This window comes from Micromonospora sp. I033, from assembly GCF_053890995.1.
Genome location: NZ_JBSSLX010000196.1, coordinates 1 through 10,908 on the forward strand (window position 1 = coordinate 1; position 10,908 = coordinate 10,908).

Genomic DNA, 10,908 nt, shown 5'->3' on the forward strand with positions numbered 1-10,908 from the left:
TTGTAGATCCACATCGCCGTCAACCTCATGATCAACCGTCGGTGCCTGATTGGTTGTCCACAGGTGGGCGGGGGTTTGTCCACAGGGGGTTTCGGGCCTGCCGGGGAGTAGGGAGCCTCGGTGGGTGGATCGTGGGCAGGTGGTCAGGCGGATTGCCGAGCGGCAGGGCGGCATCGTCACTCGGCAACAGGCTCTGCGGGCCGGATTCAGCCGGCACGAGATCGACAATCTCGTGACGTTCGGTCGGTGGCGGCGCCTGGCCCGCGCCGCTTACCTGGTCGCGCCGTCCGTGGCCGCTGGCAGTCAGCGGATCAGCCGGATCAGGGCCGCGGTGTTGTCGCTGGGGCCGCACGCCCATGCCGTGCTCGGGACGGCGGCTGAGCTGCACGGGATCGGTGGATTCTCGAGGACGGGCGCAATTCACGTGGCCCTGCCGGGCCGGGCGGCCAGAGCGGCCCGCGTCAAGGAGCCGGCTGTCGTGCTGCACCAGCTCGAACACCCCGCCGACGCGGTGACGATGATCGGCGGCATCCCGGTGACCACCGCGGTGCGGACGGTCGCGGAACTCATCCTCAGAGAGCGCCGGTATCCGGCGGTGGCGTTGCTCGATTCGGCCCTGAACCGCAAGGTGATCAGCGAGGACGAGTTGCTCTCCGTCCCGGGCCTGATCCGAGGGCGTCGAGGTGCCCTGGCAGCGCGCGGCTATCTCGCGGAGGCCAACGGCCTGGCGCAGTCCCCGCTCGAGACGCGCACCCGGCTCCGCTGCGTCGACGGCGGGGTCCGTCCCGATGCGCTTCAGATCGAGGTGCGGGACGCCGACGGCTACCTGCTGGGTATCGGGGACCTGGGCTGGCGAGCCGCACGGGTCATCGCGGAGGCGGACGGCCGGGTCCCGCACGCGGCGCCGAACGCCCTCTTCGACGACCGACGACGCCAGAACCGCCTGACCAACGCCGGCTGGACAGTGCTCCGCTTCACCTGGTCCGACACCCTGAACCCCGACTACATCCCCTCTGTCGTCCGCCGAGCCCTGGCCAACCGATCCTCGAATCGATCATGAGGTTCTCGGCGATGTCGATCTCACATCGTGCCGCCAACCTCATGATCGACGGGGTGGGGTGGGGTGGTCAGTAGGATGCCGTCGTGCGGGTTCTTCTTGTGGGTGGTGGGGGGCGGGAGCATGCGCTCGCCCTTGGGCTGGTTGCAGATCCTTCCGTCTCGGTGCTGGTTGCGGCTCCGGGGAATCCGGGGATCGCGGCAGTGGCCGAGCTGCGGGAGGTGAATCCCACCGATCCGTCGGCCGTGGCGGCGCTCGCCGTCGAGATGGCCGCGGACCTGGTGGTGATCGGTCCCGAGGCGCCGCTGGTGGCCGGGGTGGCCGACGCGGTCCGCGCCAAGGGCATCGCGGCGTTCGGCCCGTCGGCCGAGGCGGCCCGGCTGGAGGGCTCGAAGGCGTTCGCCAAGGACGTGATGACCGCCGCCGGCGTGCCGACCGCCCGGGCGTACACGTGCACCGACGCGGCGGGCGTCGGGAAGGCGCTGGACGAGTTCGGGGCGCCGTACGTGGTGAAGAACGACGGGCTGGCCGCCGGCAAGGGCGTCGTGGTGACCGATGACCGCGCCGCCGCCGAGCGGCACGCCGAGGAGTGCGGTCAGGTGGTGATCGAGGAGTACCTGGCCGGTCCTGAGGTCTCCCTCTTCGTGGTCACCGACGGCGAGGCGGCCGTGCCGCTGCTGCCCGCGCAGGACTTCAAGCGGGTCGGTGACGGCGACAGCGGGCCGAACACCGGCGGCATGGGCGCGTACGCGCCGCTGCCCTGGGCCCCGCCCGGCCTGGTCGACGAGGTGATGCGCGACGTGGTGCACCCGACGCTGGCGGAGCTGCGCCGCCGGGGCGCCCCGTTCGCCGGCCTGCTCTACGTGGGGCTGGCGATCACCGCCGCCGGCCCGCGCGTGATCGAGTTCAACGCCCGCTTCGGCGACCCGGAGACCCAGGTGGTGCTCGCCCTGCTGGAGACGCCGCTGGCCGGGCTGCTGCACGCCGCGGCCACCGGCACGCTGGCCGCGCACCCGCCGCTGCGCTGGCGCGACGGCGCGGCGGTCACCGTCGTGGTGGCGGCCGAGGGCTACCCGGCGGCGCCGCGTACCGGTGACGTGATCACCGGCGCGGACCGCGCCGGGGTCATCCACGCCGGGACCCGCCGGGACGCCGACGGCACCCTGCGCTCCGCCGGGGGCCGGGTCCTCTGCGGTACGGCCACCGGCCCCGACCTGGCCGCCGCGCGGGACGCCGCCTACGAGGTGGTACGCGGCATCGAGCTGGCCGGTTCGCATCACCGTTCCGACATCGCCGCGGCCGCGGTGGACGGCCGGATCGACCTTCACGCCTGACCGGGCAGCCCTGCCGCCTCGCCGCCGTTCGAGCGGGGCGGCGCGGGGGTGACTGCGACCGGCGGCACCGATCAGTCCAGCGCCCCGGTTTCGGTTCCGTCCGGCGGGCCCGAGCCACCCGCCGTTCCGGGGTCGGCACCGGCCGGCGCCACCTGCTGGTCGCGGGCGCGACCCACCATCCGGTCGAGGACGTTCGCGGTGGCCCGTTCGATCCGCTCGTCGCGGTGCCCGCGCCGGTTCAGCGCCGTCGTCCAGCAGAGGGTGCCGGAGGCGAAGACCACCGCGCCGCCGGGCGTCTCGTACACGTGGGTGTTCTGCATCCGCCGCCCGCCCTGCTGCGCGGGGTAGGGCGACGCGCTGAGCAGGGTGTCGCCGACCCCGACGGGCCGGGCGGTGCGTGCGTGGACGCCGTCCGCCTCGCCGCCGACGACCCCGGGAATGCGGTCGCCGTCGGCCACCCCGGCCCCGGCCCACACCCAGTGGTCGGCCGACCGGACCACCAGCGGCTGCGGGGTGACCACGATGCCGTTGTACTGGACGCCGAGCAGCGCCTGCTCGGGGAGGTCGAGGTTGCGCCAGGTCACCGTGGGCCCGGCGGCGTCCTCATCGGGGTCGGGGGTGGTCTTGGCGCAGGCGACGATCCGCTCCGGGCGGCCGTCGGCGGAGGGTCGCACCCGGATGTGCCAGTAGACGCTGTTGGCGCCGAGGAAGGCGAGGCTGGTGCCGCCGGCCAGCCCGGTCTCGGCGGCGCGGCGCATCTCCGCCGACCAGTACTCGTCGTGCCCGCAGAACACGAGCCCCCGGTGCCGGGCCGGGTCGAGCCGCCCGGAGTGCAGGTCGAAGCTGGTCGCGTAGCTGACGTCGTAGCGGTTGCGCTCCAGCCACTGGACGGCGTCGTGGTCCCGGCTGAACTGCGTGGGCTGGCCGCCGTCGGCGTACGGGCGGTCGAAGGAGACCTCGCGCGCCCGCAGCGCCGGCACGCGCCGCCCGCTGGCCGCGTAGCCGTTGTAGAGGCTCTTGCCGGCCCGCCGGTCCCGCGGCCACTGGTTGTACGCCTGCCAGGTAGTCACCGGCAGCACCACGCAGAGCGCGGCGGCCCGCCGGTCGTCCCGCACGACGAACGGGGTGCAGGCGCGCCAGCCGTCGGCGGAGGTGAAGACCGCCTGGTAGAGGCCGGAGGTCCAGTCCTCGGGGATGCGGAGGGTCCAGGACACCGGCCAGCGGCAGGCGATCGCCCCGGTGGCCGGGTCGGCTCGCGGCACCGGCCGGGGCGTGCCGTGCAGCTCCGGGCTGGTCACCATGGTCCGGGCGCCGGCGCCGTCGTACCAGCCGAGCCGGTGCACGGTGATCCGGAACCGGCCGGCCGGGTTGACCGCGACGTGGAAGTCGACGGACTCGCCGGGGGCGAGGCTGGTCGTCGAGGCGTACCCCTGGATCTGCCGCCGCCGGTCGTCGGCGACCCGGGTGTCGTCCGGCGGCCACCAGGGCTCGCCGGCGGCCCGGTTCTCCACCTCGACGGGCGGGGACTGGCGGCGGACCGGCGCGGCGGCGCGGCGTCGGCTGAGCACGGGCTCGCCGGTGCCGAGCGCCGTGGCGGAGACGCCGCCGACGAGGAGGCCGAGGGCCCAGCGCCGACGGATCCGGACCATGCGAGCAACTCCGGTGGGGGTGGGAGGCACTGCCGGGAGTGCCGGCGCAGGCAAGGTACCACCGGCGGCACCCACCCGTCTGTCCGCTCTGGATCAGCCGTAGTAGCGGCGCAGTTCGCGGCTGAGCACCTTGCCGGTGGCGTTGCGGGGCAGGTACTTCACGAACACCACGTCCCGGGGCACGGAGAAGCGGGCCAGGTAGTGCCGGACGTACTCGCGGACCGCCTCCGGGTCGAGCGTCTCGCCGGGGTGCAGGGCCAGGAACGCGGCGAGCCGCTGGCCGTACTCGGCGTCCGGCACGCCGATCACCGCGACCTCGCGGACCTGCGGCAGCCGGGCGATGAGGTCCTCGACCTCGGACGGGAAGACGTTCTCCCCGCCGGAGACGATCATGTCGTCGGCCCGGCCGTCGACGAAGAGCAGGCCGTCGGCGTTCATCCGGCCCAGGTCGCCGGTGTCCAGCAGGCCGTCGCGGCTCTCCCGCCCGGCCCCCGAGGTGTATCCCTCGAAGAGCATCTCGTTGCCCACGAAGATGCGGCCGACCCGGCCGTCCCGGACCGGCTCGCCGGCGTCGTCCAGGATCTCCAGCCGGGTGCCGTGCGGTGGGCGCCCCGCCGTGGTGGGAGCGGCGCGCAGCTCGGCCGGGCCGGCGATGGAGGCCCAGGAGACCTCGGTCGAGCCGTAGAGGTTGTAGAGGACGTCGCCGTAGCGGTCCATGAACGAGGTGGCCAGGCCGCCCGGAAGGGCGGAGCCGCTGACCGCGACCACCTTGAGCGGTGGCCGGGGCTCGGGCGGCGGCGCCTCCATCAGCCGTTGCAGCATCACCGGTACGGCGAAGAGCGCGTCGCAGGGCTGCTGGGCCAGGGCGGCCAGCGTGGTGGCCGGGTCGAACCGCCGGTGCAGCACGATCGTGGCGCGCAGCGCGAAGCACACCTGCAGGGCGGCGTACCCCCAGGTGTGGAAGATCGGCGCGGCGATCAGCACGGTGTCCCGGGCGTGCAGCGGGATCCGGTCGATGATGGACACCAGCGGGCCGAAACCGTGCGGCGTGGGCCGGCGGGCGCCCTTGGGCGCGCCGGTGGTGCCGGAGGTGAGCACGATGGTCCGGCCGTCCCGCTCCGGCGGCTGGAGCTGGTCCCCGGGCAGCGCGCCGGCGATCAGCTCCTCCTGGCGGCGCTCGTCGACCCGGTGCAGCTCGGCGGGGAGGCCGAGGACCCGCTCGGCGAACTCGGCGTCGTGCACGAGCACGCGCAGGCCCTGCTCCTCGGTGACGGTGGCCAGCTGCGCCGCCGAGAGGCCGGTGTTGACCAGTACGGCGTCCGCGCCGAGCAGCATCGCGGCGACGACCGCCTCGATCAGGCCGTGGTGGTTGCGGCAGAGCAGGCCCACCCTGTCGCCGGCCTGCACGCCGAGGCCGGCGCGCATCGAGCGGGCCAGCCGTTCCGAGCGGTCCAGCAGCTCCTGGTAGGTCAGCGCGGCACCGTGCTCGTCGACGACGGCGGTCCGCCCGGGGTCGCGCGCGGCGGCCTGGCGCAGCTCGCCGGCGAGGCTCCAGCCCCACCTGCGCAACGCGTTGAGCTGGGAGGCCACCCGGATCGGGCGGCCCGGGTTGAGCAGTCCGCGTCGGGTCAGCGTGGCGACGATGAACGGCAGGTCCAAGTCGCAACCCTCCTTCGCGTTCGTGTTCTCCCGATCATGCACCCGGGGCGGCGCGCGGCCCAGTCGGCGTGATCAGTGCCCCAGCCTGCGGACACCGGAGCGGGGACCGGCGGCCCGACCCGCGACGGGGTACCGCCCGGCAGGGCGGCGCGGTCGCGGGTCGGGGTCCGCCGGCGATCAGCGGATCTGCATGCCGGAGATGGCCCGGGAGATGACCAGGCGCTGGATCTCGGAGGTGCCCTCGAAGATGGTGTAGATCTTGGCGTCCCGGTACCAGCGCTCGACCGGGTGGTCGCGCAGGAAGCCCGCGCCGCCGAGGAGCTGGACGGCCTTGTCGGTGACCGAGACGGCCACCTCGCCGGCCTTGAGCTTGGACATCGAGCCCTCGCCCGCGCTGAACGGCCGGTTGTTCCGACCCATCCAGGAGGCCCGCCAGACCAGCAGCCGGGCCGCGTCGATCTCCATCTTCATGTCGGCGAGCGCGAACGCCACCGCCTGGTTCTCGATGATCGGGCGTCCGAACTGGACCCGTTCCCTGGCGTAGTCGAGGGCGTACTCGTACGCGGCGCGGGCCACGCCGAGCGCCTGCGCGCCCACGGTCGGGCGGGACAGTTCGAACGTGCGCATCGCCGCCTGGCCGGAGGCGCGCTGGCCGGTGCGGGCCCGGGCGAGCCGCTCGTCGAGGGCCTCCCTGCCGCCGAGCAGGCAGCGGCCCGGCACCCGTACGTCGTCGAGGAAGACGTCGGCGGTGTGCGAGGCGCGCAGCCCGAGCTTGCGCAGCTTGCGGGTGGCGGTGAGCCCCGGCGTGCCGGGCGGCACCACGAACGCGGCCTGACCCCGCGAGCCCAGTTCGGGCTCGATCGAGGCGGTGACCACGTGCACCCCGGCGATGCCGCCGTTGGTCGCGTACGCCTTCTGCCCGTTGAGCACCCACTCGTCGGTGGCCTCGTCGTAGACCGCCCGGGTCCGCATCGACCCGACGTCGGAGCCGGCCTCCGGCTCGGTGGTGCAGAACGCGGCGACGGCGGGCTGGTCGACGTCGCCGAAGCACTGCGGCACCCATTCGACCATCTGGTCGGGGGTGCCGGCGCCGTAGATGGCGGCGACGGCCAGCGAGGTGCCGAAGATGCTCAGGCCGATCCCGGCGTCACCCCAGAACAGCTCCTCGCTGGCGATGGGGAGGGAGAGCCCGGTGGGGTCGGCCCAGCAGGTGGCGAGGAACTCGAAGCCGTACAGGCCGACCTTCGCGGCCTCCTGGATGACCGGCCAGGGAGTCTCCTCCCGGGCGTCCCACTCGGCCGCGGCCGGGCGCACGACCTCGGCGGCGAAGCCGTGCACCCAGTCGCGAAGGTCCCGCTGTTCCTCGTTCAGGTCGAGCGAGAACTCGGCCATCTCAGGCCTTGGGGATGTCGAACAGGTTGGCGATGTTGGCGGCGAGGCCCAGGTCGCCCTTGGCCTTGAGCTTGCCGGTCATGAACATCATCACCGGGTTGGCGCCACCGGAGACGATCTTCAGGAACTCCACCGGGCCCATGGTCAGGCTCAGCTTCGGGTCCCGCTGCGCGCCCTCGTGGACGGTGCAGGTGCCGTTCTCGATGACGATCTCGTAGGTGTCGGTGCCGCCGTCGGGGCGACCGGTGATGTTCCAGTGGATCACGGCGTTGGTGGAGCCGGCGCGGTCGGCGCGGAAGAGCTCCGGCATCCGGTTGAAGACCTCGCTCAGGATCTTGCCGCGCAGGTCGCCCGACATCACCTCGGCGATCTTGTCGTCGGGGGTGGACTTGACCAGCTGCGCGAACTCCTTGGGGCCGACGTTCGCGAAGTTGGCCGGGTCGAAGTCAGTCATGGGGGATGCACCTCTCGGAGCGAGCCGACTTTGGTTACTCTGGCGTAACCCTACGCACGAGTAGGTATGCTCGCAAGGGTGTCCAGCACACCGACCTTCAAACGCCTCCCCCGCGCCGTGCGGGAGCAGCAGATGCTCGACGCGGCGGTCAAGGTCTTCTCCCGCCGGGGCTTCCACGCCGCCAGCATGGACGAGATCGCCGACGACGCGGGCATCTCCAAGCCGATGGTCTACGCGTACCTCGGCACGAAGGAAGAGCTGTTCGTGGCCTGCCTGCACCGGGAGGGCACCCGGATGATGGAGGCCATCGCCGGGGCGGCCGCACCCGACCTGCCCGCCGACGAGCGGCTCTGGCGCGGGCTGCGCGCCTTCTTCGGCTTCGTCGGCGCGCACCGCGACGGTTGGGCGGTGCTCTACCGGCAGGCCCGCGGCGAGCAGCCGTTCGCCGCCGAGCTGGCCACCATGCGCGGCCGGCTGGTCGAGGTGGTCGCCGGGATGCTCGACCACGCGCTGCGCGACAAGGGGCGCGAGGTCGGCGCCACGGATCTGGAGGTCGTCGCGTACGCCCTGGTCGGCGCGACCGAGTCACTGGCCGACTGGCTGGCCGACCACCCGGAGGCGGACCCGGAGAAGACCGCCACCCGGATGATGAACGTGGCCTGGCTCGGCGCCGACCAGCTGCTGCGCGGGATCACCTGGCACCCGCCGGCCGGCTGACCCGGGCGCGCACCGCCCGCCGGCGGCGGCCCCGCGCCCAGCGCACCGCCTCCACGACCACGGTCAGGGTCAGCGCCAGGCCCAGCCCGAGCAGCAGCCCGCGCACCGGGTCCCGCTCGAAGGCGAGCCCGCCCAGGTAGCCGACCAGCGCCGAGTAGAGCCCCCAGGAGGCGGCGGCCAGCGCGTCGAAGGCGAGGAACCGCCGCCGGGGAAACCGGGTCGCGCCCATGGTCAGCGTGACCGCGGTCCGTCCACCCGGGACGTACCGGGCCACCGTGAGGATCAGGCCGCCGCGCGCCGCGATGCCCCGCCGGGCCCACTCGACGGCGGCCCGTCGCCGCCCACCCCGGCCCGGCGCCGCGTCGCGACGGGCCGCCGGGAGCCGGGCCAGCAGCCGGCCGCCGCCGTGCCGGCCGATCGCGTACGAGACGTGGTCGCCGACGAACGCGCCGAGCGCGGCCACCGCGACCACCAGCGGCAGGTCGGGCTGGCCGGTGGCGGCGAAGACCCCGGCGGTGATCACGGCGGTCTCGCTCGGCACCACCGGGAAGAAGCCGTCGACCACCGCGACGGCGAACAGCGCCAGGTAGACCCAGGGCGAGGACATGGTCTGGTGGAGCAGGTCGAGCACGGAATCCATGGCCCCGATGCTGGTCGCGCCGCCGGTCCCCGCCATCTGCCGTCGGTCGGCCGGCCGCGGTCACTTTCGTCGCGTCGTACCCCGACGGCTCCTCGGGGTCGGCCCCCAACCCACCCGGAGGTACGCCCCGTCGCGCGCCGGACCGGCCTAGGCTCGCCGCGTGACCACCCGCGTCGCCCTGCTCCGCCGGGCCGAGCGGCACACGCCGCTCCTGCTCGCCGCTCTGGTGGCGGCCGGCACCTGGGCGTCGGCGACCGGCGCGCTGGGTGTCCGCTCGCCGCTGCCCCGGCTGCTGGTGCTGGCCGCGGCGCTGGCCTCGGGCGCCGCCGTCCTCGCGGCCCGCCGCTGGCCGCTGGTCGCCGCGGCGACGGTCGGCTGGCTCGTCCTGGCCGCCTGGCCGGCCGCCCTGCTGGCCTCCTGGCGGGCCGGGGTCGGGCTGCGCGGCCGCCGGCTGGCCGGTCACCTGCTCGGGGCGGGACTCGTCGCCCTGCTCGGGGTGCTGATCGGCGTCGCGGTCGGCGGGGAGCGCCGGCTGACCACCGCCACCGGCGCCAACGCAATGGCCCTCTTCGCCTGGCTGGTGGTCTTCCCGCTGGTCGCCGGGCTGTGGATCCAGGCGCGGCGGGACACCCTGGCCGCCCTGCGGGACCGCGCCGAGCGGCTGGAACGCGAGCAGGAGTCGCGCGCCGACCGGGTACGCGCCGAGGAGCGGACCCGGATCGCCCGGGAGATGCACGACGTGGTGGCGCACCGGGTCTCGCTCATGGTGGTGCACGCCGGGGCGCTGGAGGTGACCGCCGCCGATCCGGCGACCGTCGAGGCGGCCGCCCTGATCCGCGCCACCGGCAGGGCGGCCCTGACCGACCTGCGCGACGTGCTCGGCGTGCTGCGCCAGCGGGCCACCGACGGCGCCCTGCCTCCACCAACCGGGCTGGACGCGGTCGACGAGCTGGTCCGCGAGTCCCGGGCGGCCGGCCTGCGGGTGGACCGGCAGGACGAGGGGAGGCCCCGGCCGGTGCCCGGCACGGTGGCCCGGACCGTGCACCGGGTGGCCCAGGAGGGCCTGACCAACGTGCGCAAGCACGCCCCGGACGCGAAGGTCACCGTCCGCCTGCGGCACCTGCCCGACGGGATCGAGGTCGCCGTCCGCAACGGCCCGTCCACCCGGCCCGGCCCCACGCTGCCCGGTGCGGGGCTCGGCCTGGTCGGGCTGCGCGAGCGGGTCGAGCTGGCCGGCGGGCGGCTGTCGGCCGGCCCCACCTCCGACGGCGGGTTCCTCCTGCGGGCGCTGGTGCCGGTGGCGGAGCTGCCATGATCCGTACGCTGATCGCCGACGACGAGCAGCTGGTCCGTGCCGGCCTGCGGCTGATCCTGGAGGCCGCGCCGGACATCGTGGTGGTGGGCGAGGCGGCCGACGGGGCCGAAGCGGTGGCCGCCGCCGTCCGGCTCCGGCCCGACGTGGTGCTGCTGGACGTCCGGATGCCCGGCGCCGACGGGCTGACCGCCGCGCCCCGGATCGTCGCCGAGGGCCCGAAGGTCGTCATGCTCACCACGTTCGACCGGGACGAGTACGTGCACGCCGCGCTGCGCGCCGGAGCGGTCGGCTTCCTGCTCAAGGACACCCCGCCCCGGGAACTCGCGGCCGCCGTGCGGACCGTGGCGGCCGGCAACGCCATGCTCGCCCCGACGGTGACCCGGCGGTTGATCAGTTCGTTCGCCGAGCGCGGCCCGGCCCGCCGGGAGGCCGCCCGGCAGCGGCTGGCCCGGCTCACCGACCGGGAGGCGGCGATCGTCCGGGAGGTGGCCCGGGGCGACGCGAACGCCGACGTGGCCCGCCGGCTCGGCACGAGCGAGGCGACCGTGAAGACGCACGTCAGCCGCGCGCTGGCCAAGCTCGGCGTGGCCAACCGGGTCCAGCTCGCCATCCTGGTCCACGACGCCGACCTGCTGGAGGAGTGAGATCGGTGGTCAGCGGCGCGCGGCGGCCCGGGCGCGGGCCCGACGGC

General features: G+C 74.7%; 10 protein-coding genes. 5 read left to right on the plus strand and 5 right to left on the minus strand.

Annotated elements, in window-relative coordinates; translation table 11 throughout:
• Positions 1–124 precede the first annotated feature (124 nt).
• Both ACW0Q9_RS24775 and purD read left to right on the plus strand, forming a co-directional pair.
• Positions 125–1,060 carry a type IV toxin-antitoxin system AbiEi family antitoxin domain-containing protein gene (locus tag ACW0Q9_RS24775; protein WP_456185208.1) on the plus strand — a complete coding sequence of 312 codons (936 nt, stop codon included), beginning with the start codon at positions 125–127 and terminating at the stop codon, positions 1,058–1,060.
• 83 nt (positions 1,061–1,143) lie between these two features.
• The gene (purD, locus tag ACW0Q9_RS24780; RefSeq protein ID WP_456185210.1) at positions 1,144–2,391 is read left to right on the plus strand and encodes a phosphoribosylamine--glycine ligase; all 1,248 of its coding nucleotides are present in this window, start codon (positions 1,144–1,146) and stop codon (positions 2,389–2,391) included.
• A 71-nt stretch (positions 2,392–2,462) separates the two neighbouring features.
• On the opposite strand, the gene ACW0Q9_RS24785 is transcribed toward purD, so the two are convergent.
• From ACW0Q9_RS24785 to ACW0Q9_RS24800, 4 genes are all read right to left on the minus strand, one after another.
• Entirely contained in the window at positions 2,463–4,040 is a 1,578-nt protein-coding gene (locus ACW0Q9_RS24785; RefSeq protein WP_456185212.1) for a N,N-dimethylformamidase beta subunit family domain-containing protein, read from the minus strand.
• 93 nt (positions 4,041–4,133) lie between these two features.
• Positions 4,134–5,699, minus strand: a complete 1,566-nt coding sequence (locus tag ACW0Q9_RS24790; RefSeq protein ID WP_456185214.1) for an AMP-binding protein — start codon at positions 5,697–5,699, stop codon at positions 4,134–4,136.
• Positions 5,700–5,876: 177 nt separating this feature from the next.
• A complete protein-coding gene (locus ACW0Q9_RS24795) occupies positions 5,877–7,091 on the minus strand; it encodes an acyl-CoA dehydrogenase family protein (RefSeq protein ID WP_456185216.1) in 1,215 nt (404 codons plus the stop codon).
• A gap of 1 nt (position 7,092) precedes the next feature.
• The gene (locus ACW0Q9_RS24800) at positions 7,093–7,545 is read right to left on the minus strand and encodes an SCP2 sterol-binding domain-containing protein (protein WP_456185218.1); all 453 of its coding nucleotides are present in this window, start codon (positions 7,543–7,545) and stop codon (positions 7,093–7,095) included.
• A 78-nt stretch (positions 7,546–7,623) separates the two neighbouring features.
• On the opposite strand from ACW0Q9_RS24800, the gene ACW0Q9_RS24805 reads away from it, so the two are divergent.
• Positions 7,624–8,262, plus strand: coding sequence for a TetR/AcrR family transcriptional regulator (locus ACW0Q9_RS24805; protein ID WP_456185220.1), 639 nt, complete (start codon positions 7,624–7,626; stop codon positions 8,260–8,262).
• On the opposite strand, the gene ACW0Q9_RS24810 is transcribed toward ACW0Q9_RS24805, so the two are convergent.
• Positions 8,237–8,902, minus strand: coding sequence for a DedA family protein (locus ACW0Q9_RS24810; RefSeq protein ID WP_456185222.1), 666 nt, complete (start codon positions 8,900–8,902; stop codon positions 8,237–8,239). The two genes, ACW0Q9_RS24805 and ACW0Q9_RS24810, sit on opposite strands and share 26 nt — an antisense overlap.
• A 160-nt stretch (positions 8,903–9,062) precedes the next feature.
• Between ACW0Q9_RS24810 and ACW0Q9_RS24815 the strand changes: the two genes are divergently transcribed.
• Both ACW0Q9_RS24815 and ACW0Q9_RS24820 read left to right on the plus strand, forming a co-directional pair.
• Positions 9,063–10,217, plus strand: a complete 1,155-nt coding sequence (locus tag ACW0Q9_RS24815; protein WP_456185224.1) for a sensor histidine kinase — start codon at positions 9,063–9,065, stop codon at positions 10,215–10,217.
• Positions 10,214–10,861, plus strand: a complete 648-nt coding sequence (locus ACW0Q9_RS24820; protein ID WP_456185226.1) for a response regulator — start codon at positions 10,214–10,216, stop codon at positions 10,859–10,861. The genes ACW0Q9_RS24815 and ACW0Q9_RS24820 overlap by 4 nt, the downstream gene beginning before the upstream one ends.
• The last annotated feature ends 47 nt before the right edge of the window (positions 10,862–10,908 follow it).

Coding starts and splice junctions, on each gene's coding strand:
- ACW0Q9_RS24800 (WP_456185218.1), bottom strand. CDS start 7,545: ATGACTGACTTCGACCCGGCCAACTTCGCGAACGTCGGCCCCAAGGAG.
- ACW0Q9_RS24820 (WP_456185226.1), top strand. CDS start 10,214: ATGATCCGTACGCTGATCGCCGACGACGAGCAGCTGGTCCGTGCCGGC.
- ACW0Q9_RS24810 (WP_456185222.1), bottom strand. CDS start 8,902: ATGGATTCCGTGCTCGACCTGCTCCACCAGACCATGTCCTCGCCCTGG.
- ACW0Q9_RS24795 (WP_456185216.1), bottom strand. CDS start 7,091: ATGGCCGAGTTCTCGCTCGACCTGAACGAGGAACAGCGGGACCTTCGC.
- ACW0Q9_RS24785 (WP_456185212.1), bottom strand. CDS start 4,040: ATGGTCCGGATCCGTCGGCGCTGGGCCCTCGGCCTCCTCGTCGGCGGC.